This window comes from Sporosarcina sp. FSL W7-1283, assembly GCF_038003105.1.
Taxonomy (GTDB): domain Bacteria; phylum Bacillota; class Bacilli; order Bacillales_A; family Planococcaceae; genus Sporosarcina; species Sporosarcina newyorkensis.
In genome coordinates this window covers 2,980,001-3,005,834 of sequence record NZ_JBBOOL010000001.1, presented here as the reverse complement: position 1 = coordinate 3,005,834, position 25,834 = coordinate 2,980,001, and the positions used below count along the sequence as shown (strand labels likewise).

The following is a 25,834-nucleotide window of genomic DNA, read 5'->3' as shown; positions in this document are numbered from 1 at the left end:
ACTCCGGGAGGATCAGCGTGAGTCTTGAGACCCTGGACTGAGCGCAGCGAAGGAAGCGGCTCAAGCCACGCCCTCCGGAAAGCGTCCCCGTCTGGAGTGCAAATCCCCGGATCGCAAGCCTATATTCGTTTTCTTCGCTTCTCTCTCTAACTTTTTGCTCTGTTTGTAACCTAAAAGAACCGGCCTCTTCTATAAAAGAAGAAGCCGGTTCTTTAGGTGTTGGTGAAATAGAGGAGGGTTAGGCTTTCTCCACTACATCGTAGCCGTTTTCAATAACATCGAGCTTGCCATTTGCAGGGTCGATAACGAGACCGTGTACATTGACGTCTTCCGGAATCAATGGATGATTTTTGATGGCATCCACACTCTTTTTCACGCTCTCCGTCACATCGCTGAATCCATGGAGCCAAGCTTCCATATCAATACCAGAGTACTCCAGTGTTTTGAAGATGGCGGGATCAATTCCACGTTCGATCATACTATCCACGACATGTGAAGTATCGATTGAACTCATGCCGCAATCATGATGGCCGATTACATATACTTCATCCGCCTGCAATTCATAAACTGCGACTAAAATGCTTCGCATAAGACCGCCGAATGGATGAGTGATGATAGCGCCGGCACTTTTAATAATTTTGGCATCGCCGTTTTTTAGATTCATGGCTTTTGGTAGCAGCTCAATTAATCTAGTGTCCATGCAAGTTAAGATGACGATCCGCTTATTTGGAAACTTCGTGGTAGCGAACTCTTCATATTTCTTCTCTTCTACGAATGCCTGATTGTAACTCATAATTTCGGATAATGATGTCATTTAATAACCCTCCTGGACTGTTTGATAAAAAAGAAAAGAGTTGCCGAGTAGGGCAACTCTAGTCGACATGTAAAGTCTGGACCCGAACGAATCGGGATATGAACGAATTAGTTTTTTGTTTCAGGTTTTGGATCAATAATCACTGAGTCAGATGAATCCATTGCGCCAGCCAAAAAGTGCATTGTAAACAATGACGCTAATCCAAGAACAACCATGTAACCGATAACTGTAGTATACATTAAGCCCATCTGTAAGCCCCTCTTTCCATATATGATCTGTTCTCTTACCTATTATACACGATTTTAGACAAGATTTTAAGGGCTTGGATGAAAATTTGAAGAAAATGTGACGAATTTTAGAAAGCCCAGTTTCCTTTTCGGAATATGGGTTCTACCGTCCCGTCCGGCAAAATACCATCAATATCCATGTTTTCAGAACCAATCATAAAGTCCACATGCGTCAAACTTTGATTCAAACCGTTTGCTTGCAATTGTTCGGAAGACATTTCTTTTCCTCCATCTAAACAGAAAGCATATGCACTTCCGATGGCCAAATGGTTTGAAGCATTTTCATCAAATAATGTATTGTAAAATAAAATATTTGAATTGGAAATAGGCGAGTCATGTGGAACTAATGCCACTTCACCTAGAAACTTTGCTCCTTCATCGGTATCGATTAACTGTTTAAGGATTTCTTCTCCTTGTTCAGCAGAAACATCCGTAATTGCACCATCCTTAAACGTGATTTTAAAACGGTCAATTATTGTACCTGCATAGCTAAGTGGCTTCGTGCTGGACACATAGCCATTTACACCCTCTTTCAAAGGAGCGGTGAACACCTCTTCCGTAGGCATATTAGCCATGAATTCATGGCCGTGTTGATTGATACTTCCTGCCCCGCACCATAAATGTTTGGTCGGCAATTCTATTGTTAAATCTGTATCGGGGCCTGTATAATGTAGTTTGTGATAATGTTTTCCATTCAAGTAATCTACTTTTTCATGTAAGTTTTCATCGTGTCGTTGCCAAGCTTCAACAGGATTCGGTTGATCTGCCCGCACCGCGCGCAAAATAGCATCCCACAAAGCGGGGACTTGATCCTCAGCTGAGTGATCAGGAAAAACTTTAGCGGCCCATGCAGGAGCAGCTGCCGCGATCACTGTCCAACTGAATTTATCTGCTTGCATCGCTTGTCGAAATTTACTGAGTGCAGTGCTGGAAGCTTTTTGATTGTCACGAATGCGATTCGGCTCAATGCCATTCAATAAATCTGGATCTTGCGAAACGATGGACATGAAAGCTGCGCCTTTGTCAGCAAGCTCTTCACGCTCCACCCTTTTCCAAGAAGGAAAGTCAGAAAACGAATCTGCTGGTGCTTTTTCGTAACGCAGACGAGTGACTACGTCATCCACCCAGTCAACGAATACTTGCCTAGCTCCTGCTTCATAAGCTTTTTCAACAATCAACCTGACGAATTGAGTAATCTCAGTGGAAGCACTAATAAATAGATATTGATCCTTCTGAATATTTACACCTACTTTAACTGCTAATTCAGCGTAATTGGAAAGTTGGTTTTGAAAATGATCCATCATGACATCTCCTTTTCACATAGTATGTCAATAGTATCAAGGGCAGATCGCCTTTCGCAATTATAAAGCAATAGACGGTTCGAGAAACGCCACAAAATCATCACGAATTGTCGTTCATTTACCCTAAAGAACATCGATAATTGACCGAAATAATAAGAAGAATGCAGTATTTGGAGGCTTTTAATATGGATTTATCCACGGTATTAGGATTAGTAATAGGTTTAGTCGCACTGCTTGTCGGGATGACGCTCAAAGGGGTAACACCTGATGCGCTGTTCAACATGGCGGCCATCCTGATTATCATCGGAGGAACTGTTGCAGCGGTCGTGATCGCCTTTCCTATGAGCGAGTTAAAAAGAGTACCTAAACTTTTCAAGATCATTTTCACTCAGCAAAAGCTTGCCTCTGATGCGGAGTTAATTCGTTTATTTTCTTCTTGGGCAGACGTAGCAAGACGTGAGGGTCTATTGGCACTAGAAGCGAAAACGGATGAAATTGACGACCCATTTTTGAAAAATGGACTTGGCTTGGCCATTGATGGACAAAACGCCGATTATATTCGAGATGTTTTGAGCGAAGAAGTGGAGGCTATGCAAGATCGTCACTCTGTTGGTGCGCTCATCTTTTCACAGGCAGGGACATATGCGCCGACACTCGGTGTTCTAGGAGCGGTTGTTGGACTGATTGCCGCATTAGGCGATATGAACAATATTGAAGCGTTGGGCTATGCGATTTCTGCAGCGTTTATCGCTACTTTATTGGGGATATTCACTGGGTATGTACTATGGCATCCATTCTCTAATAAGTTAGTACGGAAGTCGAAAGAAGAAGTCCGGCAGAAAACGATGGTCATTGAAGGAATCCTTTCTGTATTAGAAGGGGAAGCGCCGCGAGTAATTGAGCAAAAACTTGCATCTTATTTATCAGTAGAAGATCGAAAGAAGCTAGCTTCAGACAGCAATGATGGCAAGGGGGCTGGTCAGGTTGTCGAAGAAACGTAAGAAAAAAAAGCGTGAAATGGAACATATGAGTGAATCCTGGCTGCTACCCTACTCAGACTTATTGACTTTATTACTGGCGTTATTCATCGTACTTTTCGCCAGTAGTTCTATGGATGAAGGACGTTTTCAGCAGATGTCCGCAGTTTTCAGTGAAATATTCGAAAGTGGCAGCGGCATCATGAGTGAATCGGCTCCAACGAACGTTCCGGTTCCAGATGATTCGGTCGGAGAACAGAATGAGAACTCATCGTATCTGGAAGATCAGCAGTCGCTTGGTGAGATGCAGGATGATTTAGATGAATATATTGCTGTGAATGAATTGGAGAGTCAATTTGATACCGAACTGACGAATGAAGGCTTGCTTCTGACAATTCGCGATAGTGTATTGTTCAATTCTGGCGAAGCAACAATCAATCCTGAGTATATGGGATTGGCAAATGATATTTCACAGTTGCTCACGTTGGATCGTCCCCGACAAGTGATCATCACAGGACATACTGATGATATTCCGATCAACAATGCACAGTATTCATCTAACTGGGAACTGAGTGTTATGCGTGCAGTCAAATTTTTGAAAATTATCGTGGAAAGCAATGAAGTGGACCCGAATCTTTTCAGTGCAAAAGGGTATGGGGAATATAAACCAATTGTGCCGAACGATACGGCAGAAAATCGCAGTAAAAACCGAAGAGTCGAAGTGCTTATTCAACCACTTGTACTAGAAGATGGGACAAACGTTACGCCTCAATAAATAAAAAAGACTCCAATTGGAGTCTTTTTTATTTGCGCATAGAACCAAGTTCCGCTGCAATTGCCTGCATTTCATTTGGCGTAATATTTTCTCGCTTCATGACCATCTCGTACATATAGTGCAAGTCTTCATATTGCTCCGTACTGAAACTATCTGCTTTCATGGCATCGACATTAACCATACGCAGTTTTTCTTTAATTTTTTCAATCATATACGCAATATTCTCTGGTGTTTGAGTAGATAAGTCCATAGTGAAACCGCCTTTCTCTCCTTGTAATCTATGATTTCCATCATTTCACGAAAGCGATATACTGTCAACTGAACATTGAGTAATTACTTGCGCAGTTCTTCTCGTTCTTCGTCTATTTTCTTTTTAAACCGTCTTGTTTCCATCACAACAATTCCAGACAAACCAAGAAGCCCGATCAAGTTCGGAATCGCCATCAAACCGTTCAATACATCTGCTAAAACCCATACTACATCAAGCGATGCTGTTGCGCCAACATAGATAAAGCCAACAAAAATTACTCGATAGAAGAGGACGGCTTTGCGATTCGGCACGAGATATTGGAAACACTTTTCCCCATAATAACTCCATCCTAAAATGGTTGAAGTGGCGAAGAATACTAGCCCGATCGATACTAAGATGGGTCCGATTCCTCCTAAAAAGGAACCAAAAGCTTCAGCTGTTAAAGCCCCCGCGTCGATGGAACTGTCTTGCCATTTATTACTCATGACGATCGTAACACCTGTAATCGAACAAATAACCAATGTATCGAATAAAACCTGTGTCATGGACACGAGCGCTTGACGTCCAGGATAGTCCGTACGTGCTGCCGCTGCCGCAATTGGGGCAGAACCGAGACCGGCTTCATTAGAGAAAAGACCTCTCGCGACACCAAAACGTATGACCGCTCCAATTGCACCACCTGCGACTGCTTGCCCGGTAAACGCATCCGAGAATATCAAACCGAATGCTGCAGGTACTGCTTCAATATTCAAAACCATAACGATCGTTCCGGCAATGAAATAGAATAAAGCCATAATAGGCACGAAAAATGCAGTTACCCGACCAATCGACTTGATGCCCCCCAGAATGACGAGTGCACCAAATGCAACCAAAGCGGCCCCTGTAATATAATGTGGCACATCGAACGTATTTTTCATTACATCTGCCACTGCTTTTGACTGTGTTCCATTTCCGATACCAAAAGCGGCCAATGCTCCAAAGAGTGCGAACAGGACACCGAGCCACTTCTGCTTCAGGCCATGTTCCAAATAATACATCGGTCCGCCGGCCATTAAGCCATTGGAATCCTTCACACGATATTTTACTGCGAGAATAGCTTCACTATATTTCGTCGCCATTCCGAAAAAACCAGCCAGCCACATCCAGAAAATAGCTCCCGGGCCTCCTGCAACGACCGCAGAAGCAACTCCGACGATGTTTCCGACTCCAACTGTGGCCGCCATTGCCGTCATTAACGCTTGGAACTGTGAGATATCCCCGTCTGCTTTCTTATCATGCTTTCTTGAAAATACTTGTTTTAATGAATAAGGTAATAATCGCAATTGTATAAAGGTTAAACGTATCGTCAAATATATTCCGGTACCGATCAATAATATAAGCAACGGGGGTCCCCAAATTAGATCTGATGCGCTTGTCAAAAAGTTTGTAACTTTTTCCATTTCATCCCCTCCATCCGTTTCTATAGATTTTTATGATTTTCAAAGTGTTGCACACCAACTTCCTTTAGGGAATTCTATTAGTTCTATGTTATTGTTAATAATCCGAAAAATAGAACGGTTCGTCAAGCTTTTTTTCAATAAAGTGCCACAATCATTGTTTGGTAATCGGCTATATGGGTATAATGAAGTGAAAGGTTAACGTGATAGGAGGCGAAATTCATGGGTTCCAACAAACTAGGTAAGTTTATTTTAGGTGGCGCATTGCTTGGAGCGGTTGTAAGCATGTTGGATCGTTCAACAAGACAAATGACGGTCACTTCCTTAAGGACATCATACGAAAAAGCACTGTACTACAAAGAAAATCCAGATGTAGTGAAAAACCAACTTCAAGAAAAGAAAGATCAGGTGCAAACTCTTTATGAACAGGTGAAAGGTGATGTTGATTATATCAAGTCACAAGTGGATGAAATTAAAACACTGACACCTCAAGTGAAAGAAATGTTCACAGATACGAAGGAAGCATTCACTGATTCCAAATCTGAGTATGAGCAAATCATTCAAGATGAATCAACTGCGGCATCTGCCTCTTCTGCTCAGGAAGACACAAGCTTACCGCCGATGGTGCAAAAAAAAAACGCAGTACCGGTAGAGAATCACTAAATATCGAATCACTTAACGAAAGGGGGACACATGAAATGAAAAATCATGAAAGTGCCCCTTCTTCGAATTCAGAGGGTACGTCTAAGACCGAAAAAGTAAAAGATTTTATTAAGGATATAAAAGACGGGGATGAAGATGACTTTAATCCAGCTACGACGAGCGGGTTTTTTAAGCAGCTCATTATTCGTATAAAAGAATTGGATATATCAGCTGCCGGTTCGCAATTAGCTTTCTTTTTTCTGTTGTCATTATTCCCTCTACTAATCTTTCTTTTTACGTTATTGCCTTACTTGCATTTAGATCAAAGCCAGATCTTCATGTTTATACGTGAATATGCTCCAGAAAGTGTCTCAAGCTTGATTGAGTCCACGTTGTCAGAAGTGCTGGAAAATCGCAATGGCGGCTTATTATCGATTGGTATCCTTGCAACGATTTGGTCGGCCTCTAAAGGTATGGGGGCTATAACGAAGGGGTTAAATCGGGCATATGATGTAGAAGACGACCGAAACTTTTTTATTTCTAGAGGATTGTCGATTGTGTTTACGATCATGTTGATTGGTACCGTCATCATCGCTCTAGTGTTGCCGGTTTTCGGTCAGCCAATCGGGAAGCTCCTGTTCTCATTCATGGGATTGGAAGATTCATTTTTATCCATGTGGACGAAGATCCGTTTCCTTATTCCGCCATTCCTTATCTTCGCTGTTTTTTCATTGTTATATTGGCTCATTCCAGCTATCAAATTGTCCTATAAAAGTATCGTGCCAGGTGCTTTTTTTGCGACCGTGGGCTGGATTGTTACATCATTAGGTTTCTCTTTCTATATTAGTAACTTTGGAAATTATGCGAATACTTATGGCAGTATTGGTGGAATTATCGTGCTCATCATGTGGCTCTATCTATCAGCTATCATTCTGATGATTGGCGGGTTGATAAATGCAGTGATGACAGAGCGCTATGAACGTAAGCGTCAAATGGCATCGTAAAAAAGCAGGGCTGGCCGAGAAGTCATTGTCATCTGACGTCTCGGTCGGCTTTTTTTAGTTATGAGAACAGGCTGTCACTTAAGGATGATTCCATCCCCAGTGACAGCCTGTTTTGATTGGTCATTCTATTTTGTTCAACATGCGCAAACCGTTAAGGATGACGAGGATGGTGCTTCCTTCATGCCCGATCACACCAAGAGGGAGATCGACTACTTGCATGAAGTTGGATATGATCAGAATCGCAATGACAGCGATGGAGAAGAAAACGTTTTGCTTAACGATCCGTTGCATTTTTCTTGAGAGTTTGATTGCATAGGAAAGGCGATTCAAATCGTTTTGCATTAGCACTACGTCCGCGGTCTCTAAAGCGACATCTGTGCCTTCGCCCATTGCAATACCGGATGTGGCAGTAGCGAGTGCAGGAGCATCATTGATACCGTCGCCAACCATTCCAACCGTTTCATAATTCTTCAGCAATTTCTTCAGATGAACGACTTTCTCTTCAGGCAAACATTCAGCAACGTATGAATCCACTCCGACTTCTTCAGCGATCGCATGTGCCGTTTTTTCGTTGTCTCCCGTAAGCATCACGGTACGGATTCCAAGGGCTTTCAGTTCTTTGATGGAAGTCACAGCCTCTTTTCTCAACGTATCCTTCAGTGCAGCCAATGCTACAATACCGTGTTCATCTCTCATGAAAATAACAGTTTTTCCTTCATTGGCGAGTGTTTCGGCAATTCCATCCTCAAATGATTCCACTAAATCTATACCGACAAATCTTGGATTGCCGATTCGGATCATACCATTATCTGTTTCAGCTTTAATTCCGTAACCAGGCACGTCCTCAATATGGAGATTCCGTTCAGGTATGACCTCTTGCTCGTTGGCATACTGAATGATTGCCTTGGCTAACGGGTGGTTGGACAATGATTCAACACCTGCAAATAAAGCGAGCGCTTCTTTTGGGTTGGTATCTTTTCGGACGATAAAATCCATTACAACAGGCTTGCCAGTGGTCAATGTACCGGTTTTATCAAAAGCAAAAGCATTCAAAGAGCTTAAGTGCTCTAAGTGAACCCCGCCTTTAAATAAAACGCCTCTTTTAGCACCATTTGAGACCGCGGCCAAGGTTGCAGGCATAATGGCTGCCATCAACGCACAGGGGGAAGCGACAACCAATAGTACGATGGCGCGGTAAAAGGTAGTCGTCCAATCCCAATTGAGTAAAAAATGCGGAAGAAACATCATAATCACGACTGCCGCCAAGACAATTTTTACATAAGTACCCTCGAATCGTTCAATAAATTGTTGAGAAGGGGATTTCTCACTTTGGGCGTTCTGAACCATAGCAATAATTTTTTGGAATAAAGTCTCAGAGCTAGGCTTTGTCATGGTCATTCGAATTGCCCCGCTAATATTCACTGTTCCCGCAAACAATTCATCATTTTCTTGCTTCGTCACAGGAATGGACTCTCCATTGATTGCAGACATATCTACGGAAGTAATGCCGCTGAGTACTTGACCATCCACTGGAATGCGTTCGCCTGGCTTGACGAGCAGGACTGCGCCGAGGGATAAAGATGCAGTAGGTACTTTTTGTTCACTGCCATCCTCTGTGATGAGCCACGCTTCCTCAGGTTGCATTTCCATTAGAGAAGAGATTTCCTTATGGCTTTTATTTAAAGTATACGTTTCAAGTGCACCACTGATTGCAAAAATGAAAATCAGTATGGCGCCTTCCGCCCAGTAGCCGATAATGCCAGAGCCGATTGCTGCGAAAACCATCAGCATCTCGACATTCAGCTCTTTATTTTTTATCGTTTCTTCAATACCTTCCTTGGCTTTTGCATATCCTCCAATCAAAAATGCCAGGATATACAGCGTGATAGAGAAAGCCTCTGTGCCATTTTTACTCAAGAGCCATGCTGCCAAGATAAAAAGTCCGGATAATATGGCAGCGATCAATTCAAATCTCGCGGTCCAATCTACTTTTTCATCGAATTGTTCTTTTGCTGATGTTGTCATTTGAATACCTCCTAATTGATAATGAATTTCAATTTCAAATGTCTAATTAAAGCAGTAAAGTCGACTCTACCGGAGTAGAATCGACTTTTAAATCACAAACTAGAATGATTCTGAAATTATAATAGTTATTAACTATAGTATAGCACCTGCTCTGAAAAAATGTTACTAAAATGATCAATCTTTTTGTAAACACAAAAAAGCAGCGAATGAAATCATTCGCTGCTGGTTGATTAGTTAAATACTTTCTCTTTAAATTGTGAGAGCTTTTCTAATGAAGATTTGTCAATATCGGCATGTAGACTATTTCCGTGGGAGTCCATTGTTACGACTGCGGTGAAGTCTTCAACACGCAGGTGCCAGAGTGCTTCTGGTATCCCGAACTCAAGCAAATCAACGCCTTCTACTTCCTTAATGCAGTCAGCGTAATATTGGGCTGCTCCGCCAATCCCGTTCAAGTACACGCCGCCGTGTTCCTGGAGCGCCGCTAAAGTTTTAGGCCCCATGCCGCCTTTTCCGATGACTGCCCGAATACCAAACTTTTTCATGATATCTCCTTGATACGGCTCTTCACGAATTGAAGTCGTAGGACCTGCTGCTTTAATTTCATATTTGCCTTCTTCATTCTTCAGAACGACCGGACCGCAGTGGTAAATGACTTGGCCATTCAAATCAACTGGTGCGTCATTGTCCATTAAATGCTTATGAATAGCATCGCGGCCCGTATACATGCGGCCGGAGATTTTCACGACGTCACCAACACGCAAGTCTCTAATTTCTTCTTCTGTAATAGGTGCTTGCAATTTCACTACACGTGCTGTGGACTTTGTTTCTTCAGCAGGTTGTTCAAATGCAATTTTTTCGCCTTCATTGTAATGCCAGTCTGTAATTTCTCCAGTCTCCGCATTGATGTCTACTGCCATGCGGCGATAAGCCCAGCAATTATATGCTACTGAAACATAGAAGCTCGCAGGAATCCGGTGCATAACACCAATTTTACAGCCAAGCAGCGTTGCTTCACCGCCGAAGCCCATTGTACCAATTCCTAGATGATTTGCTTTTTCCAGTACATAGTCTTCCAACTGTGCAAGTTCAGGAATTGGATTGACGTCGGTTACATCCCGGAAGAGTTGCTCTTTTGCCAAATCGTATCCGGATGAACGGTCGCCGCCGATACCTACACCGATGAATCCTGCTGAACACCCTTGTCCTTGTGCTTGATAAACGGAATGTAAGATACATTTACGAATACCATCTAAATCACGTCCAGCGCGTCCAAGCCCTTCTAATTCAGTTGGCAAGCTGTATTGGATATTCTTGTTTTCGCAGCCGCCGCCTTTTAGGATCAATTTCACTTCGATATGGTCTTGTTCCCATTGTTCAAACTTCACAACAGGCAAGCCGATCCCTAAGTTGTTTCCACTGTTATCGCCAGTCAAAGAATCAACTGCGTTCGGACGAAGTTTTCCATGTTCAGTAGCGAGTTCGATAGCGCGGTTAATTGCAGCTTTGATCTCCAATTGGTTAATACCGACGGGAGTTTTGATCTTGAATGTTGGCAGACCGGTATCTTGGCAAATAGGTGAAAGTTTTTCATCTGCCATATTAATGTTCTTAGCGATAGTATCGAGACTCATAGCGGAGCTCGTACCTTTGTTTTCTTTTTCTTTTGCGGAAAGAATCGCACGGCGAACATCCTTTGGTAAGTTCGTAGATGTTTCGCAAATTAGATCATACATACTTTTCTCGATTGATTCTATGTACATCTCAAAATCCCCCGTTATTTATGTTATTTTTTATAACTATCCATTTGTTCTTCCAGCTCATCAAGTAACATGATCAGCCGATCGATCTCTTGGAGACCCGTCTTTTCTGGTTCGATCGCTTCTAATGTTTCAAGGAATTGATTGAACCGATTTTTCAGTTCTACAACTTGGTCTTTGTTTTGTGATGTGTCCATATGTCCACCTCTTTCCATCATTGATATCGTATATGAAAACGCCATCTTTTTCAATCTGATTTTTCTCATTCAATTACATGCATAGCGCACATCCATCATGCAGATTTTTAGTATTTCTTAAGAAAGATTTATTAAATTCGAATAAAATAGTTTACAAGTGTCTGAATAGGTGGTATAGTCAGAATAATCAAATGAAAAGGAGGTCGTAGTTATAGAAGCGAATCGAATCCTAGGTACGTAATAACGAAGGAGGGGATCCGTAACAGTCCAATAAAGTAAATACATTGGATAACTACGAATGTAAAATGCAAATTGAAGAAGGACCGAATAGGTAGGGACCTTGTCTGTTGGTGAAGTTAAACAGACAAGGTCTCTTTTTATTGGGTCACAGAATTTTCCTTTTCATACTCTTCGACCAGTTGGTCAAGAGAGTGGAACTTATAGCCTTGTTTCTTTGCATCGCGAATGAAATCAGGCAAGGCTTGGGCATTATCTGGAGAGACAGTATGCATGAGGATGACTGCGCCAGGGTGTAACTGCTTCATTAATTCATTATATGCATAATCTTTTCCTTTTGGTTGATCCTTATGCCAATCAATGAATGCGACGGACCAGAAAATATGCCGGTATCCAAGGTCATTACCCTTCTGCAGTAATTTCGCATTAAAGACACCTTCTGGCGGTCGTGTATAAATGGTGCGCTTTTGTCCTGTAGTCTCGTATAGGATCTCATCAAGCTTACTCCATTCTTCTTCCATTTGCTGTTCGGATAAGTTGGCCATATTCGGGTGATCATAGGAATGATTGCCGATTCCATGTCCGTCCTTAACCATTCGTTTCACTAAATCACTTGCGCTTTTTACATAATGGCCGGTCAAGAAAAATGTAGCGGGGGCTTTTTCCTTCTTCAAAGTGTCCAAAATGCTCTCTGTGTAGCCGTTTTCGTACCCATTGTCGAATGTTAGATACACAACTTTCTTATCGCCTTTCCCTTTATAGAGTGCTCCATAATCATCGAGCAATTTATCCAATTCCGCTCCAGCCGAAGGAGGCACTCCATCTGTGGCTTTCTTGAATCCCCAATGGAATTCTTCTGCCTTTACAGCAAAAGGGTTGACTAAAATACCGACAACCAATAAGCATGAAGCCAATAAAATACCTGAAACGTGGCGAGCCATACAACATCACTCCTTTTAATAGAGCATGTGCGGTTTGGCTTTAAATATGTACTATGCAAAATTCGGAAAATGTTTGTCAGGGTGTTGTCAACATCCCAACAAACATTTCATTTCACAACAGATCTTCTAAAGCGGGCTTTAAAGATGGATATTGAAAAGTAAATCCATTTTTAAGGAGCTTATCTGGCAAAACATGCTGGCCTTGTAAGATGATCATGCTTTTCTCACCCAAAGTTAACTCCATAACGAAACTTGGGACGGGAAACCAATGTGGTCGATGGAGCACTTTTGCTACTGTTTTTCCGAAAGCATTCATATGCATCGGGCTCGGTGCTACAACATTGACAGGACCTTCAATCGCATTATTTTCCAATGAATAGATGATGGCGTTCGCAACGTCTTCAACATGTACCCAAGAAAACCATTGATTGCCTGAGCCGATTTTGCCGCCGGAGTATAATAGATAAGGCAGCTTCATGAGAGGCAATGCGCCTCCATCTTTGCCAAGGACAATACCAAATCGAGTGAACACTGTTCGAACACCTAAATCGTTTGCATGGCTGGCAAGGCGCTCCCAATCATAAACTGTTTTAGCGAGAAAATTATCGCCGACCACTATGGATGATTCTGTGTACTCTTCAGTGAGCGATGGAGGATAGATTCCAATTGCGCTTCCATTTACTAATACACTTGGCTTTTCAGGCAGTGACCGCAGAATACGCAGCACCTCTTGAGTAGCTGTGATTCGGCTATCGTGGATTTGTTTTTTGCGCTCTATTGTCCACCGGCCATCATTAATTGAAACACCTGCCAGATTCACAACAGCGTCGACTTGACCAAGCTCATTTTCAGGTGAAGCGTTGTCTGTTAGCCACTGAACGTACTGGACACCATTCTGTTCGAAAGACGGTTTGCGTGTCAATATGATCACATCATGACCACTTTCTCGAAGCTTTGCAGTTAATATGCTGCCGATAAATCCAGTTCCTCCTGTAATAACGACTCTCATACTAATTCCCCTCCAAACTCTGCAAAATTAATACACTATTGCTGACCATCACTGAAAGAAGCGGTATACTAATACTAAGTAGGTGATGGAGAAATGCCGCTAATTACCAAAATATCACAACAAAAACGAGATAGCGAACGTTATAATATTTTTATTGATGAACAATATGCTTTTAGCGTCCATGAATCTGTACTGGTGAAATTTGAGCTCACTAAGGGTATGACGCTGGACGATTGGGAGACGGACGAAATTGTCTATGCAGACCAAATTGAAAAAGCATTTAACCGTGCATTACATTTTTTGTCTTTCCGTATGCGCAGTGAAATGGAAGTGAAAAAGAAGCTTCTTGAGAAAGATTATGGAGAAGCGATCGTCCTTGAGGCGATCGTGAAATTGAAACGACTTGGATTCCTAAATGATGAGGCATTCTCTGAAGCGCTGGTCCGGACTGAAAAGAACAGTTCTTTAAAAGGACCGAGAGCGATTCAGCAATCCCTTTATAAGAAAGGTATACCCAAGGAACTTCAAACTCAAGCATTGGAGGAGTACACGATGGAAGATCAAATGGACAATGCACTGAAGCTCGCTGAAAAGACAATACGCTCCAACAGCCAACAGCCGCCGGCACAAGTAAAACAGAAAATCCAAAATACATTAGCAAGAAAAGGATTTTCATTTGAACAAATTAAACAAGTGCTTAATAGCGTGAGCATTGAACGAGATGAAGATGAATGGACGGAAATCACTCAGAACTTTGGCGAAAAGGCGTGGAGACGCTATCAGAGTAAGTATTCCGGCGCTGATTTGAGACAGAGAGTGAAGCAATCGATGTATCAAAAGGGCATTCCGCTTGCGCAGATTGATCTTTTTATTGAACAGAAAAGGAATGAAGAAGATGGAGACTGAAAAACATTATAGCGAAATGAATGAAAATGAACTGCGGAGTGAAGTCGCTTCCCTCATGGAAAAAGCACGCAAAGCGGAACAGATGGGTATGATCAGTGAGTATGCTGTACACCAACGCAAAGCCGTCATGGTACAATCCTATTTGGTTGATCCGGAAAGTATCAAGCCAGGTGAAATGTATCGTATTGAAGGAGACGACGGTATGTTCTTTCAAGTAGATTACTTGAAAGGGTTATTTGCATGGGGCCATCGTTTAGGTGGAGAGAAAGCAATAGAAGCATTGCCGATCGCCATGTTGAAAGACGTGAAAAGCGGGAAGTAAACAAAAAGAACGCTCATGCATAATGCATGGACGTTCTTTAATTGTTAGGAGCAAATTTTAATTTCTTGCGAAGTTTGTCTTCAGAGAAGATCCATCCGGTATAGGAATTCACTACCTCCAAATCTTGATTGACATGAGCTACTGCGACAAATGGATAATATCCTTTACTTCGGTAGCGCAAATCGATGAGACGGACTTCATAAAGATCGCCAACATGTGAAACCGACCAGCGATACAGAGGAGAAAAGGACACAAAGGCCTTTAAATTCGGATCTTCTAGAGCTGCCGAGACTTGTGGAGAAGCTGGCATTGGTTCGCGTTTAAAACGGTCGTATAATGTAATCGACCGTCCGTATGCGCGTCCGACATAATGATCGACTTCAGTGGTCGCTGCCACACGCCATTGAAAAAATTTCATAGTTGGGGCGATGAAAATCTCAGTAGCACCGGGCACTGTCTTTTTGACAGATCTTTTTACTGCGCTTTTGACGGCGAACCGCAGTAAATAATAGAAAAATATCACGATATATAAAGTGGACATTGTGGCTAAAGGATCTGTACCGAGAAACCATGCGAGAATCGCAATGACGTGCAGGCCGAAAAAAATTGGATCAAATGTATTGATGACCCCGATCGCTACCCATTTTTGTGAAAAGGGCCGCAGTGCTTGTGTGCCGTATGAATTAAAAATATCTACAAAGACGTGGATAAACACAGCTAGAAAAGTCCATGCCCATACATGTAGAAACTCCGCTCCTGGAACAATGAGTGTCAAAAGAATCGAGATCAAGAGCGGCCATAACATGACGGCTGGAACGGAATGTGTAATCCCACGGTGATTGCGCAAATAAACGGCATTATTTCGCAGCTTTAACACGGTATCAACATCCGGAATCAGCGAGCCGACCATAATACCGGCAAATACCGCTCCCATAGTAGAAGGGTCATTCGCTACGGCAGAATCGGCCAGTGCTAGACCGCTAATCGCCACTCCCATGGCTATATGTGTACCTGTATCCAAATCATCACTCCTTTTTATCTTTATTCAGCAGAAGGCTCACACCTCTATAGGTGCTGAGATGAATTCGAATTTACTTCCTGTTCAGCGGGCATTCAAACGCCAGCTGAACAAGAGAAGTACGCAGGCTAAGATCGCCACATCCTGTGACAACGCCTGCATGATCAACATCCTGTTGACCTAAGCCTCCGGCGGATGTCACAGATTTTGAGAGGAGTTTTAAAAGATGGAGTTAGCCAAAACTCGCCGCGTCCTGCGGCAAAGGCTAACTGATCTGCGTCACGCAGACCTAAGCACAATTCAAAATCTGGACGCAATTACGCCGAGGCATAATTGATAGAGGAAAGAGTCGTAAAATGTCTAAGTCTGTATTAATTATATACCCTATTTCACGAGAACTAAAAGTATTTGAATAAAGAAGCGAGGGCATTATGCAAATAATTGAACAAAAAAAGGCGTTCCAACAGGCTTTATTGTCCTGGTATGAAGCTGAAAAAAGAGATTTACCTTGGAGAAGAACGAATAATCCATATTATATTTGGATTTCAGAAGTAATGCTGCAACAGACGCGAGTAGATACAGTCATACCGTATTATGAACGATTTATCGAAAAATTTCCGACGATGCAAGATTTGTCAGAAGCGAAAGAAGAAGAAATCCTGAAAATGTGGGAAGGTCTCGGTTATTATTCACGTGTCCGCAATCTTCAATCAGGTGTAAGAGAAGTTGTGGAAACCTACGGTGGGGAAGTGCCGAATACTAGAGAGAAAATTTCGGCGCTCAAAGGAGTCGGCCCATATACAGCGGGGGCGATCCTTAGTATAGCTTATGGTGTACCGGAGCATGCAGTTGATGGAAATGTCATGAGAGTCTTATCTCGCATATTGCTGATCGAAGAGGATATTGCTTTACCCCGAAATCGAAAAATATTCGAACAGGCGGTTATGGAATTGATTTCCGAAGAAGATGCCTCTTCATTCAATCAGGCCTTGATGGAATTGGGTGCGGTCATCTGTACACCGAATCCACGTTGCTTATTATGTCCGGTTCGTGATTTTTGTATCGCATTTGAGGAAGGTAAACAACAGCAATTGCCGATAAAATTGAAAAAGCAAAAGAAAAAGTATGTCTCACTTGCTGCATTCGCAATTCAAAATGAAGAAGGAAAATGGTTATTGCAAAAGAGACCAGGCACAGGTTTACTTGCAGGACTTTGGGAGTTTCCGATGGTAGAACTTCAAGAGTTGGATGCAGTGGAGACGTTTGAAAAAGACACCGGGCTCAAGTTGAAAAAAGTAACAGAGCTCACGCGATTCTCCCATCTGTTCTCGCACATCACATGGGACATTCATGCGTATCGTGCTCAATTGGAGGATGTTACTTCTAAAGAGCCGCTGAACTTTTATACAAAAGAACAAATTGAAGCCTTGCCGAAATCAAAGCCTGTGATGAAAATTATAGAAAGTATTGATTGGTAAAAACTTCTTTGCCGGTTCTGAATAAATATGAGGACGCTGGACATCATAAGGGGCACGGAGGTGAATAAATCCATGCCTAAGCAACCAAATCGTAATGCTCAATCTGCATCACAAACAGATGCGAATCAAGTGCGTAAGCAGAATGCACAGTCTGCTAATCAGCAAACGATGAACGAAGAGTACGCATCAGAAACTGATGTGAACCAAGTCCGTCAGCAAAATGCACAGTCTGCTGCGAACATGCAATCAGCATCTTCCAACATGCAATCATCTATGAATGAAGAATTTGCATCTGAGACTGATGTGAACGAGGTAAAAGAGCAAAACCGTCAAGCAGAAGCAAACAAGCAACAAGCTTCGGGTGCACGTGCGAACCAATTTAAAGGTTCCAAGTAAGTATGGACACCACCTACCGGTAGAAATGGCTATTATATGCCATTTCTACCGGTTTTTTTATGGACAAAACGAAGCAAGCACCCCGCAAAATTCAGGCAATTACAAAATAGATGGTTGAAACGTTTTAATTTTGGGAAGTCAGTTGGTATAATGAACAGATAGCAAGAGCGGTGGCATGAGGCTCAAAGGTGGTAGAGAAAATTGGCAATTCCAAAAGAAGGAGAAACGATACAGATCCACAGTTACAAACATAATGGCAAGATCCATCGTGTCTGGCAAGAAACGCTCGTATTAAAAGGAACCCGAAATATTGTCATTGGAGGAAATGAACGTACGCTCGTGACTGAATCAGACGGACGAACATGGCTGACACGCGAGCCGTCCATCTGCTACTTTCATGCGGAAAATTGGTTCAATATCATTTGCATGCTGCGTGAAGACGGCGTCTATTATTACGTTAATATGAGTTCACCGTTTGTCTTTGACGAAAAGTCATTGAAGTATATTGATTACGACCTAGACGTGAAAGTTTTTCCGGATATGAGTTATTTGATTTTAGATGAGGATGAATATGCCGAACATAAACGTCAAATGAAATATCCAGAAGTGATCGATCAAATCCTGCAAGATAATTTAACCCAATTGCTGGGTTGGATCAAGCAAAGAAAAGGACCGTTTGCTCCTGACTTTATTAATGTATGGACCTCCAGGTTTGAGTTCTATAAGCAACTTCAGGATGAAAAACGTTAGACCTGCCTGCACTTGTGTGGGTCGGTTTTTTTATCTTTATTCAGACGAAGCCTTCCCCACTGTAAGTAATGTGACATGAATCCGGTTCTATTTCTAGTTTTGTGGGTGTTCAAATGTTCGCTGAACAATAGAAGAACGCAGGCCAAGAGCGCCACGTCACGTGGCAATGCCTGCATGACCTACATCCTGTAGGCCTAAGCCTCCGGCGGATGTCACAGATTTTGAGAGGAATTAATTGTGCAGGCACAATTCAAAATCTGGACGCAATTACGCCGAGGCGTAATTGATTAGGAGGAACAGAATGGGTGAAAGTATCAAACGTTATCTACAATTCGTAAAACCGTATAATTGGCAGATTCTCTTTACTGTTCTTATCGGGGTCATTAAGTTTGCCATTCCGTTATTTTTACCGTTGCTGATCAAAATTGTCATTGACGACATCATAGGTGCACCTGCTATGTCCGATGCCGAGAAAACGAAGTATTTGTTTTATTGGCTAGGCGGCACGATTATTTTGTTCTTTCTGATTCGACCTCCTGTTGAATATTATCGCCAATATTATGCGCAGTATGTCAGCAATAAAATTTTGTTTGATATACGGCGATCGCTATATAGCCATCTGCAAAAGCTGGGTTTGCGTTTTTATTCGAATACACGTGCAGGTGAAGTGATTTCCAGGGTCATCAATGACGTGGAACAAACGAAAAATTTTGTGATGATCGGCTTAATGAACGTCTGGCTGGATTTGGCGACAATTATTATTGCGATTGCCATCATGCTGACGCTGGACGTGCAGTTAACTCTGGTCACATTGCTTGCTTTTCCTTTTTATGCGTTTAGCGTCAAGCATTTCTTCGGGAAGTTGCGTGAATTGACAAGAAAAAGGTCACAAGCTTTGGCGGATGTACAAAGTTATCTGCATGAACGGATAGCTGGAGTCAGCATTATTAAAAGTTTTGCCATCGAAGACAAAGAGCAAGAACGTTTTGATGAAGTGAACAATGCCTTTTTAGATCGTGCAATCGAACATACAAGATGGAATGCGAAGGCATTTGCCGTGGTCAATACAATCACTGACGTCGCACCGTTACTCGTTATCGGTTTTGCGGGGTATCAAGTGATCAACGGCTCGCTGTCAGTCGGTACGATGGTCGCATTTATTGCGTTCATCGAGCGTCTGTATTCTCCTTTGAGACGGTTGGTTAACTCTTCGACATCGCTGACTCAGTCATTTGCTTCGATGGATCGGGTGCTTGATTTGATGAATGAGAAGTATGATGTGGTGGATAAAGAAGATGCAAAGGTACTGCCGCCAATTAACGGAGAAATTCAATTCGAGAATGTGAGTTTTGCTTATGAGGAAGAAGAGGTGTTGAAAAACATCAGCTTGACGATCCGTCCGGGTGAGACCGCTGCGTTAGTTGGTATGAGTGGAGGCGGGAAGTCAACGGTCATCAGTTTGATTCCTCGCTTCTATGATGTCAATTCGGGAGCGATCCGTGTCGATGGATATGATATCAGAGATGTCAAAGTCAAATCCCTGCGTGATCAAATTGGTATGGTGCTCCAAGACTCCATTTTGTTCAGCGATTCGGTTAAAAGCAATATTCTGATGGGCAAGCCCGATGCGACGGACGAAGAAGTTGTGGCTGCGGCTAAAGCTGCGAACGCACATGACTTCATTGAGACGTTGCCTGAAGGGTATGATACACGAGTCGGGGAACGTGGTGTAAAATTATCTGGCGGTCAAAAGCAACGAATCTCGATCGCGCGTGTATTTTTGAAAAACCCGGCGCTGCTTATTTTGGATGAAGCAACATCTGCGCTCGACTTGGAAAGTGAAGCCTTGATCCAAGACTCGCTCGAACGACTGGCGCATGAACGGACTACTCTGATTGTAGCGCATCGTTTGTCGACTATTACACACGCGGACTGTATCTATGTAATTGATCATGGAGAATTAAAAGAATCAGGAACTCACCAAGAATTGATGAGACGCGAAGGCGTATATGCCGGGCTCTACAATCGACAGGAATTGGGAGGGTAATGAAAAAGCTGCGATGGACTAAGAAACAGTCTATCGCAGCTTTTATCTTTAATTAATAAAATTCATCTTCTAAAGCAGCATTATCTTCATCTTCAAATCTTGATTGATAAGAAGTGATCAACATATCCAAATGCTCCAGCTGTTCTTCATAGTTCAACATGGAAGAGAGAATATGGAGTAAATGGTAGGCAGAGAATTCCTCGTCTTCTTTGGTGATAGCAATTTCCTTCGCAAAAATATCCATTACCTCTTGTCGCTGAATGAATTCATTATGCACTCCATCCTCATCGCGTTCTGCCTTTAACCTCCCGATGAATTTCAAGTGAAGCTGCTCATGGTAGACGAGCAATGCTTCGAGTCGTTCTTGCACCATCATACGGAAGTGATCAGGAAGATTGATAAGTTCGTTTTCGAATTTATGCAATCTCTTAAGCACATCGTAACTGCTGCGAGTTGTTGCAACCATCTGCCGATAGACAACAAGTTTTCGGGCTTTGGAAGCAGTGGTTTTTTTAATGTAGCTGCGTTCTTCCTTGAATAGCAAGTAGAGCTGGTCGATTTGAACGAGTCGTTCTTTCAGTTTGCCCAAAGACTTTTTTGTGGCAGAATGCTCAGAAGCCTGACGACCTGCGAGACGGGTCCAACGAATGATTTCATCCTGAGCTTGATGGATTGCCTGAAACAGTTTCGTTTCATACTTCGGTGGCATAAAGACCATGTTCACGATGAAAGCTGCGAGTACACCGACGAGAATAGTGGATACCCGGAGTAAGGCGAAGGTCAGGAAGTTATCGTCTTTTACCTCCATAACGGCAATCATTGTGACGAGCGCAAGAGAAATAGATTTCTCGAGACCAAGCTTCAACATGATGATCATAACAATCACTGCAGCTAATCCTACAACGACTAGTTGCGGACCAAAGATAAGTGTGAATGACACTGCTACAGCAGCGCCGATCAGATTGCCTTGCAATTGTTCGATGATCGTTAAGTACGATCTGTAAATAGATGGCTGGATTGCGAAAATCGCTGCTATCCCTGCAAACACCGCAGTTGGCAACTCAAGTAATTGAGCGAGAAATAGGGCAAATACAATCGCAATACCCGTTTTAAAGACGCGGGCACCAAGTTTCATTGGGTAATTCCTTTCCTGAATAAGCTCTTTTTTGCTACTTTACAATATAGCCGAGAAACGGTCAATCCATTGATTCGGCTAATGTTTTAAATGAACGATCTACCGCTTTTAAAGTTTCCTTTACATCATCTTCTGTATGGGCAGTAGTCAAGAACCAAGCTTCATACTTAGAAGGCGCAAGATTCACACCGTTTTTCAGCATTTCTTTGAAGAAACGCCCGAAAATTTCTCCGTCTGTCGCTTCGGCTTGCTCATAATTTTCCACAGTGACATCTGTAAAGAACAATGTGAGTGCTCCACCTAATCGGTTGATGGTCATCTGGATGCCGTGCTTGTTCGCTAATTCCAAAATCCCGACTTCTAATAAACCGCCGAGGCGATCCATTTCGTCATAGACACCCGGTTCTTGCAAGACTTCGAGGCAAGCGATACCAGAAAGCATGGATGCTGGGTTTCCTGCCATAGTACCTGCTTGATAGGCGGGACCGAGCGGAGCAACTTGTTCCATGATTTCTTTTTTACCGCCATAAGCACCAATCGGAAGTCCGCCGCCGATAATCTTGCCAAAAGCCGTTAAGTCCGGCTGGAGACCGAGCAGTGTTTGTGCAGCTCCATAATGGAAACGGAATGCTGTGATGACTTCATCATACACCGTAAGTACTCCTTTATCGGCAGCAAGTTCATGAACGAGTTCCAAGAAACCTTCATTCGGTTCGACAATACCGAAGTTTCCTACAATCGGTTCAATTAAAATACAAGCTAACTCGTCTCCCCATTTATCCATCGCTTCTTTGTAGCTCTTTGGATCATTAAATGGAATTGTAATAACTTCTTTTGCAATGGAAGATGGAACACCTGCGGAATCAGGGGTGCCAAGTGTTGCGGGTCCGGAGCCTGCTGCGACAAGGACAAGGTCAGAATGTCCATGATAACAACCTGCGAACTTCATGATCTTCGTACGTCCAGTATATGCTCGTGCGACGCGGATTGTTGTCATGACGGCTTCCGTGCCAGAGTTGACGAAGCGGACTTTATCCATTCCGGGAATGGCATCCTTCAGCATTTTGGCAAATTTCACTTCATGGCGGGTAGGCGTTCCATATAAGACGCCTGTTTCCGCTGCTTTCGTAATGGCTTTTGTAATATGAGGGTGTGCGTGCCCAGTAATGATTGGTCCGTATGCGCCTAGATAATCAATATATCGATTACCGTCCACGTCATAAAAATAAGCGCCTTCCGCACGTTCCATGACAGTGGGAGCCCCGCCGCCAACCGCTTTATACCCGCGGGACGGACTGTTTACTCCACCTACAATATGTTCACATGCTTCTGCGTAGATTGCTTCTGAATTTTTTCGGTTCATCAGTGAATTCCTCCAAATCAATTATACGTTACCCATTTTAGCATTAATCACCAGTAAGTCTCCACCTTCAGCGTCGCGTTGCAGTAAATTGAAAAGCCCGTTCATTTCGGCTACGATAAGTATGGGTAATTTCAGAATAATGAACGTTTTCATCACACAGAGGAGGTTTTTTTGAATGGACAAGTTAGAAGGACTGCAGGCTCCTGTATTCTCGTTGCGAAACGAAAATGGAGATATCGTTTCATTGGAACAATTTAAAGGGGAAAAGTATGTGGTGCTGTATTTTTATCCGAAAGATGCAACACCTGGCTGTACGACAGAGGCTTGTGATTTTCGCGATGCGGTCAATGAATTTGAAGAATTAAATGCAGTAATTTTAGGTGTAAGTCCCGATCATGAGGCTTCTCACCAAAAATTCATTGAAAAGCATGGGTTGCCTTTCTCACTTCTAGTAGACGAGGATCATGCGGTTGCCGAGCAGTACGGTGTATGGAAGCTGAAAAAGAATTTCGGTAAAGAGTATATGGGGATTGAGCGATCTACATTCCTAATCGACCCGACAGGTACAGTAGTAAGAGAGTGGCGGAAAGTGCGAGTGAAAGGGCATGTGGAAGATGCACTGGCTACACTTCAACAATTGACAAAATAGGGGGTTCGATTATGAAGGTATTATTCACGTTTAAGGTGAAAACGGCATTTAAAGAACAACTAAGCAAGGACTATCCGAATGTCGAATTCATCTATACAGCTTCTATTGAAGATGTTTCGTTAGAAGGCGTCGAAGTGATTGCGACTGAAGGAGTCGATCTTACGGAAGAGATTATCGAGCGTGCTTCTGCGTTGAAATGGGTCATGGTGGCGGCAGTTGGGGTGGACGAACTCCCGTTGAATGCATTGCAGAAGAAAGGCATTATCGTCACGAATTCGCATGGTGTCCATAAGATGCCGCTGGCTGAATCAGTGCTGGCACATTTATTGTCGCTCGAAAGAGGTTTGCCCGGAATTTATGCAAGACAGACCGAAATGCGCTGGGAGTTGGATAAAATACCTGGTGAAGTGAATAGCTCGACAGCTCTGATCGTGGGGACTGGAGCAATCGGCGGGGAAATCGGCAGGTTGTTGCAGGCATTTCATGTACACACAATCGGTTGCAATCGGTCAGGACACGACAGCCCGTCGATGAATGAAACCATTTCATTTTCTGAAATCATGATGAAGTTGCCGGAAGCGGACTATGTCATTTCAATTTTGCCAAGTACACCGGCAACAAGGTGGATTTATCAGGCTGAGCACTTTCAAGCGATGAAAAATTCCGCAATTTTCATGAACGTGGGAAGAGGAGACGCTGTCAAAGAACAGATTGTCGTCGATGCATTGGAAAATCAAGAAATCCGTCATGCGGTTTTAGATGTATTTGAAACAGAGCCTTTATCTGTGGACAGTCCGCTATGGAAACTGCCCAATTGCACGGTTTCACCGCATATGTCCAGCATATCCGATCAATACCTCATACGTTCACTCGGCATCATGGAGACGAACTTGGATAAATGGTTGACGGGTGATAAAGAACTCATCAATCAGGTAGATGTGAAAAAAGGGTATTGATACTTTCAAGAAATAGTGAAAAAAATATGGTCTGAAATCAAGGTTTTCAGCAGAAAAGTTGACAGTATGCCCCTTCATTGAGTAAACTAATTATAATGATTATAAAGAAGTAATCTTTATGAAGTGAGGTGCATTACGATGCCGGGAGTTTTCTTGAAAGATGCGCTTGTGACGTTGAAAGAAAGTGGTGTAAGAATTACTCCGCAGCGACATGCAATTCTGGAGTATTTAATCACTTCTCATACACACCCGACCGCTGATGAGATTTATAAAGCCCTTGAATCAGACTTTCCAAATATGAGCGTAGCAACAGTCTATAATAACTTACGTGTATTCCAAAATGCCGGACTTGTGAAAGAGTTGACATACGGAGATGCATCGAGTCGTTTTGATTTTGTGACCCACGACCATTATCATATTATTTGCGACGAGTGCGGAAAAATAGTGGATTTCCATCATCCAGGGCTTGAAGAAGTGGAGCGCCTAGCTGCCCACGTAACAGGTTTCAAAGTGAATTCACATCGTTTAGAAGTGTATGGCACTTGTCCTGACTGCGCGGAAGCTCAAAATGAAGCAAAATAAAAAGAGTGTAACCCAATTGGGCTACACTCTTTTTATTTTGATGACTCTTCGTGGGACATCTTAGATTTATTATACGCCACGTCAAACTCTTTACCTTCTAATTCAGGATCAAGTGTTAATGGTTCACGGCAATGTCCGCACATATCTACACGACCGAGCATTTTTGTGTGTTTCCCACAATTTGGACATTTTATTCTAACGGCTCGTGTCGACAACGTACCAATCCATGCATATACAACAGTACTTGCGATAATAGCGAGTACCCCGAGGAACATGAAGATTAGCATCACAATTTCATTGGAACGGAAAAAGATCCCGATATACATAATGACAACTCCAATAAAAATGAGCGACAAGGCGAATGAACGAATGCGATTTATTTTATTTTTATAAGGTTTCATCTCTAGTTTCCTCCTAACACTATCCTTCCCTAATATATCATACTCTTAAATAATTGCAGTACAATCTCACTTTAAATTAAAGGATTTTATGTGAAATTCGTCGAAGAAGAGTATTCGAGACGTTCGAGAAAGAACTGGGAGGCGGAAAAGTGGAACAGATATTACGGCCAGTTTAC

Annotated in this window: 28 protein-coding genes (1 of these 28 only partly in view); 14 read left to right on the top strand and 14 right to left on the bottom strand. The window is 42.7% G+C overall.

The genetic code is table 11. The annotated features are described in order from the left end of the window. Nucleotides 1-238: 238 nt before the first annotated feature. From MKY93_RS15815 to MKY93_RS15805, 3 genes are all read right to left on the bottom strand, one after another. Nucleotides 239-814: a beta-class carbonic anhydrase gene (locus MKY93_RS15815; protein WP_009498475.1), complete on the bottom strand. Its 576-nt coding sequence runs from the start codon at nucleotides 812-814 to the stop codon at nucleotides 239-241. 107 nt (nucleotides 815-921) lie between these two features. Next, nucleotides 922-1,053, bottom strand: a complete 132-nt coding sequence (locus MKY93_RS15810; RefSeq protein WP_340760106.1) for a hypothetical protein — start codon at nucleotides 1,051-1,053, stop codon at nucleotides 922-924. A gap of 116 nt (nucleotides 1,054-1,169) precedes the next feature. Further along, nucleotides 1,170-2,402 carry an aminopeptidase gene (locus MKY93_RS15805; protein ID WP_340760104.1) on the bottom strand — a complete coding sequence of 411 codons (1,233 nt, stop codon included), beginning with the start codon at nucleotides 2,400-2,402 and terminating at the stop codon, nucleotides 1,170-1,172. Nucleotides 2,403-2,587: 185 nt separating this feature from the next. On the opposite strand from MKY93_RS15805, the gene motA reads away from it, so the two are divergent. Both motA and motB read left to right on the top strand, forming a co-directional pair. Further along, the gene (motA, locus tag MKY93_RS15800; protein WP_040759806.1) at nucleotides 2,588-3,403 is read left to right on the top strand and encodes a flagellar motor stator protein MotA; all 816 of its coding nucleotides are present in this window, start codon (nucleotides 2,588-2,590) and stop codon (nucleotides 3,401-3,403) included. Next, the gene (gene motB / locus MKY93_RS15795) at nucleotides 3,387-4,154 is read left to right on the top strand and encodes a flagellar motor protein MotB (RefSeq protein WP_009498471.1); all 768 of its coding nucleotides are present in this window, start codon (nucleotides 3,387-3,389) and stop codon (nucleotides 4,152-4,154) included. The genes motA and motB overlap by 17 nt, the downstream gene beginning before the upstream one ends. 28 nt (nucleotides 4,155-4,182) lie before the next feature. On the opposite strand, the gene MKY93_RS15790 is transcribed toward motB, so the two are convergent. After that, nucleotides 4,183-4,404 carry a DUF1128 domain-containing protein gene (locus MKY93_RS15790; protein ID WP_009498470.1) on the bottom strand — a complete coding sequence of 74 codons (222 nt, stop codon included), beginning with the start codon at nucleotides 4,402-4,404 and terminating at the stop codon, nucleotides 4,183-4,185. Between the two features lie 83 nt (nucleotides 4,405-4,487). Next, nucleotides 4,488-5,843 (bottom strand): alanine/glycine:cation symporter family protein, encoded by a 1,356-nt coding sequence (locus MKY93_RS15785; RefSeq protein ID WP_340760097.1) that lies wholly within the window; start codon nucleotides 5,841-5,843, stop codon nucleotides 4,488-4,490. A gap of 219 nt (nucleotides 5,844-6,062) precedes the next feature. On the opposite strand from MKY93_RS15785, the gene MKY93_RS15780 reads away from it, so the two are divergent. Both MKY93_RS15780 and MKY93_RS15775 read left to right on the top strand, forming a co-directional pair. Then, the gene (locus MKY93_RS15780; protein WP_078818392.1) at nucleotides 6,063-6,503 is read left to right on the top strand and encodes a YtxH domain-containing protein; all 441 of its coding nucleotides are present in this window, start codon (nucleotides 6,063-6,065) and stop codon (nucleotides 6,501-6,503) included. Between the two features lie 35 nt (nucleotides 6,504-6,538). Further along, nucleotides 6,539-7,486 carry a YihY/virulence factor BrkB family protein gene (locus MKY93_RS15775; protein ID WP_340760094.1) on the top strand — a complete coding sequence of 316 codons (948 nt, stop codon included), beginning with the start codon at nucleotides 6,539-6,541 and terminating at the stop codon, nucleotides 7,484-7,486. A 120-nt stretch (nucleotides 7,487-7,606) separates the two neighbouring features. On the opposite strand, the gene MKY93_RS15770 is transcribed toward MKY93_RS15775, so the two are convergent. From MKY93_RS15770 to MKY93_RS15750, 5 genes are all read right to left on the bottom strand, one after another. Beyond that, nucleotides 7,607-9,511, bottom strand: a complete 1,905-nt coding sequence (locus tag MKY93_RS15770) for a heavy metal translocating P-type ATPase (RefSeq protein ID WP_340760092.1) — start codon at nucleotides 9,509-9,511, stop codon at nucleotides 7,607-7,609. A gap of 230 nt (nucleotides 9,512-9,741) precedes the next feature. Further along, nucleotides 9,742-11,274, bottom strand: a complete 1,533-nt coding sequence (locus MKY93_RS15765) for a fumarate hydratase (protein ID WP_340760090.1) — start codon at nucleotides 11,272-11,274, stop codon at nucleotides 9,742-9,744. Nucleotides 11,275-11,297: 23 nt separating this feature from the next. After that, nucleotides 11,298-11,537 (bottom strand): SE1561 family protein, encoded by a 240-nt coding sequence (locus tag MKY93_RS15760; RefSeq protein WP_009498464.1) that lies wholly within the window; start codon nucleotides 11,535-11,537, stop codon nucleotides 11,298-11,300. 308 nt (nucleotides 11,538-11,845) lie between these two features. Then, nucleotides 11,846-12,646, bottom strand: a complete 801-nt coding sequence (pdaA, locus tag MKY93_RS15755; RefSeq protein WP_009498463.1) for a delta-lactam-biosynthetic de-N-acetylase — start codon at nucleotides 12,644-12,646, stop codon at nucleotides 11,846-11,848. A gap of 112 nt (nucleotides 12,647-12,758) precedes the next feature. Further along, a complete protein-coding gene (locus tag MKY93_RS15750) occupies nucleotides 12,759-13,655 on the bottom strand; it encodes a TIGR01777 family oxidoreductase (RefSeq protein WP_340760087.1) in 897 nt (298 codons plus the stop codon). Nucleotides 13,656-13,748: 93 nt separating this feature from the next. Here MKY93_RS15750 and recX point away from each other — a divergent pair, with 93 nt between their 5' ends. Next, entirely contained in the window at nucleotides 13,749-14,561 is an 813-nt protein-coding gene (gene recX, locus MKY93_RS15745) for a recombination regulator RecX (RefSeq protein WP_009498461.1), read from the top strand. Beyond that, the gene (locus MKY93_RS15740) at nucleotides 14,551-14,883 is read left to right on the top strand and encodes a YfhH family protein (RefSeq protein WP_040759803.1); all 333 of its coding nucleotides are present in this window, start codon (nucleotides 14,551-14,553) and stop codon (nucleotides 14,881-14,883) included. Before recX ends, MKY93_RS15740 begins: the two co-directional genes overlap by 11 nt. A 37-nt stretch (nucleotides 14,884-14,920) precedes the next feature. Here MKY93_RS15740 and MKY93_RS15735 read toward each other — a convergent pair whose 3' ends face one another. Continuing rightward, complete coding sequence (locus MKY93_RS15735) at nucleotides 14,921-15,904, bottom strand: metal-dependent hydrolase (RefSeq protein ID WP_340760082.1); 984 nt, start codon at nucleotides 15,902-15,904, stop codon at nucleotides 14,921-14,923. 428 nt (nucleotides 15,905-16,332) lie between these two features. Here MKY93_RS15735 and mutY point away from each other — a divergent pair, with 428 nt between their 5' ends. The 4 genes from mutY to MKY93_RS15715 all read left to right on the top strand — a co-directional run bounded on the left by mutY (nucleotide 16,333) and on the right by MKY93_RS15715 (nucleotide 20,572). Then, on the top strand, nucleotides 16,333-17,379 hold the full coding sequence (mutY, locus tag MKY93_RS15730; protein WP_078818385.1) for an A/G-specific adenine glycosylase: 1,047 nt from the start codon (nucleotides 16,333-16,335) through the stop codon (nucleotides 17,377-17,379). Between the two features lie 72 nt (nucleotides 17,380-17,451). Next, nucleotides 17,452-17,775 (top strand): gamma-type small acid-soluble spore protein, encoded by a 324-nt coding sequence (locus MKY93_RS15725; RefSeq protein WP_040759802.1) that lies wholly within the window; start codon nucleotides 17,452-17,454, stop codon nucleotides 17,773-17,775. A 201-nt stretch (nucleotides 17,776-17,976) separates the two neighbouring features. Next, entirely contained in the window at nucleotides 17,977-18,525 is a 549-nt protein-coding gene (gene ntdP / locus MKY93_RS15720; protein ID WP_009498455.1) for a nucleoside tri-diphosphate phosphatase, read from the top strand. A 301-nt stretch (nucleotides 18,526-18,826) separates the two neighbouring features. Further along, nucleotides 18,827-20,572 (top strand): ABC transporter ATP-binding protein, encoded by a 1,746-nt coding sequence (locus MKY93_RS15715; protein ID WP_009498454.1) that lies wholly within the window; start codon nucleotides 18,827-18,829, stop codon nucleotides 20,570-20,572. 52 nt (nucleotides 20,573-20,624) lie between these two features. On the opposite strand, the gene MKY93_RS15710 is transcribed toward MKY93_RS15715, so the two are convergent. Both MKY93_RS15710 and MKY93_RS15705 read right to left on the bottom strand, forming a co-directional pair. Beyond that, entirely contained in the window at nucleotides 20,625-21,707 is a 1,083-nt protein-coding gene (locus tag MKY93_RS15710; RefSeq protein WP_009498453.1) for an FUSC family protein, read from the bottom strand. Nucleotides 21,708-21,768: 61 nt separating this feature from the next. After that, nucleotides 21,769-23,070, bottom strand: coding sequence for a glutamate-1-semialdehyde 2,1-aminomutase (locus MKY93_RS15705; RefSeq protein WP_009498452.1), 1,302 nt, complete (start codon nucleotides 23,068-23,070; stop codon nucleotides 21,769-21,771). 175 nt (nucleotides 23,071-23,245) lie between these two features. Between MKY93_RS15705 and bcp the strand changes: the two genes are divergently transcribed. The 3 genes from bcp to perR all read left to right on the top strand — a co-directional run bounded on the left by bcp (nucleotide 23,246) and on the right by perR (nucleotide 25,257). Then, nucleotides 23,246-23,719: a thioredoxin-dependent thiol peroxidase gene (gene bcp / locus MKY93_RS15700; protein WP_340760074.1), complete on the top strand. Its 474-nt coding sequence runs from the start codon at nucleotides 23,246-23,248 to the stop codon at nucleotides 23,717-23,719. An 11-nt stretch (nucleotides 23,720-23,730) separates the two neighbouring features. Then, on the top strand, nucleotides 23,731-24,675 hold the full coding sequence (locus MKY93_RS15695; protein ID WP_009498449.1) for a D-2-hydroxyacid dehydrogenase: 945 nt from the start codon (nucleotides 23,731-23,733) through the stop codon (nucleotides 24,673-24,675). 138 nt (nucleotides 24,676-24,813) lie between these two features. Continuing rightward, entirely contained in the window at nucleotides 24,814-25,257 is a 444-nt protein-coding gene (gene perR / locus MKY93_RS15690; RefSeq protein WP_009498448.1) for a peroxide-responsive transcriptional repressor PerR, read from the top strand. 32 nt (nucleotides 25,258-25,289) lie between these two features. Here the strand turns inward: perR and MKY93_RS15685 are convergent, their stop codons facing one another. Further along, on the bottom strand, nucleotides 25,290-25,658 hold the full coding sequence (locus MKY93_RS15685; protein ID WP_009498447.1) for a YgzB family protein: 369 nt from the start codon (nucleotides 25,656-25,658) through the stop codon (nucleotides 25,290-25,292). 149 nt (nucleotides 25,659-25,807) lie between these two features. Between MKY93_RS15685 and MKY93_RS15680 the strand changes: the two genes are divergently transcribed. Next, nucleotides 25,808-25,834, top strand: partial view of a nucleotidyltransferase-like protein gene (locus tag MKY93_RS15680; RefSeq protein WP_009498446.1) — the 5' portion only. Its footprint extends 855 nt past the window's final position; only the first 27 of its 882 coding nucleotides appear in the window; the start codon lies at nucleotides 25,808-25,810; the stop codon falls past the right edge of the window.

Excerpts from the sequence above, each read along its gene's own strand:
- MKY93_RS15815 (WP_009498475.1), bottom strand. The coding sequence starts at position 814 with ATGACATCATTATCCGAAATTATGAGTTACAATCAGGCATTCGTAGAA.
- MKY93_RS15810 (WP_340760106.1), bottom strand. The coding sequence starts at position 1,053 with ATGTATACTACAGTTATCGGTTACATGGTTGTTCTTGGATTAGCGTCA.
- MKY93_RS15805 (WP_340760104.1), bottom strand. The coding sequence starts at position 2,402 with ATGGATCATTTTCAAAACCAACTTTCCAATTACGCTGAATTAGCAGTT.
- motA (WP_040759806.1), top strand. The coding sequence starts at position 2,588 with ATGGATTTATCCACGGTATTAGGATTAGTAATAGGTTTAGTCGCACTG.
- MKY93_RS15790 (WP_009498470.1), bottom strand. The coding sequence starts at position 4,404 with ATGGACTTATCTACTCAAACACCAGAGAATATTGCGTATATGATTGAA.
- MKY93_RS15785 (WP_340760097.1), bottom strand. The coding sequence starts at position 5,843 with ATGGAAAAAGTTACAAACTTTTTGACAAGCGCATCAGATCTAATTTGG.
- MKY93_RS15780 (WP_078818392.1), top strand. The coding sequence starts at position 6,063 with ATGGGTTCCAACAAACTAGGTAAGTTTATTTTAGGTGGCGCATTGCTT.
- MKY93_RS15775 (WP_340760094.1), top strand. The coding sequence starts at position 6,539 with ATGAAAAATCATGAAAGTGCCCCTTCTTCGAATTCAGAGGGTACGTCT.
- MKY93_RS15770 (WP_340760092.1), bottom strand. The coding sequence starts at position 9,511 with ATGACAACATCAGCAAAAGAACAATTCGATGAAAAAGTAGATTGGACC.
- MKY93_RS15765 (WP_340760090.1), bottom strand. The coding sequence starts at position 11,274 with ATGTACATAGAATCAATCGAGAAAAGTATGTATGATCTAATTTGCGAA.
- MKY93_RS15760 (WP_009498464.1), bottom strand. The coding sequence starts at position 11,537 with ATGAGAAAAATCAGATTGAAAAAGATGGCGTTTTCATATACGATATCA.
- pdaA (WP_009498463.1), bottom strand. The coding sequence starts at position 12,646 with ATGGCTCGCCACGTTTCAGGTATTTTATTGGCTTCATGCTTATTGGTT.
- MKY93_RS15750 (WP_340760087.1), bottom strand. The coding sequence starts at position 13,655 with ATGAGAGTCGTTATTACAGGAGGAACTGGATTTATCGGCAGCATATTA.
- recX (WP_009498461.1), top strand. The coding sequence starts at position 13,749 with ATGCCGCTAATTACCAAAATATCACAACAAAAACGAGATAGCGAACGT.
- MKY93_RS15740 (WP_040759803.1), top strand. The coding sequence starts at position 14,551 with ATGGAGACTGAAAAACATTATAGCGAAATGAATGAAAATGAACTGCGG.
- mutY (WP_078818385.1), top strand. The coding sequence starts at position 16,333 with ATGCAAATAATTGAACAAAAAAAGGCGTTCCAACAGGCTTTATTGTCC.
- MKY93_RS15725 (WP_040759802.1), top strand. The coding sequence starts at position 17,452 with ATGCCTAAGCAACCAAATCGTAATGCTCAATCTGCATCACAAACAGAT.
- MKY93_RS15715 (WP_009498454.1), top strand. The coding sequence starts at position 18,827 with ATGGGTGAAAGTATCAAACGTTATCTACAATTCGTAAAACCGTATAAT.
- MKY93_RS15710 (WP_009498453.1), bottom strand. The coding sequence starts at position 21,707 with ATGAAACTTGGTGCCCGCGTCTTTAAAACGGGTATTGCGATTGTATTT.
- MKY93_RS15705 (WP_009498452.1), bottom strand. The coding sequence starts at position 23,070 with ATGAACCGAAAAAATTCAGAAGCAATCTACGCAGAAGCATGTGAACAT.
- bcp (WP_340760074.1), top strand. The coding sequence starts at position 23,246 with ATGGACAAGTTAGAAGGACTGCAGGCTCCTGTATTCTCGTTGCGAAAC.
- MKY93_RS15695 (WP_009498449.1), top strand. The coding sequence starts at position 23,731 with ATGAAGGTATTATTCACGTTTAAGGTGAAAACGGCATTTAAAGAACAA.
- perR (WP_009498448.1), top strand. The coding sequence starts at position 24,814 with ATGCCGGGAGTTTTCTTGAAAGATGCGCTTGTGACGTTGAAAGAAAGT.
- MKY93_RS15685 (WP_009498447.1), bottom strand. The coding sequence starts at position 25,658 with ATGAAACCTTATAAAAATAAAATAAATCGCATTCGTTCATTCGCCTTG.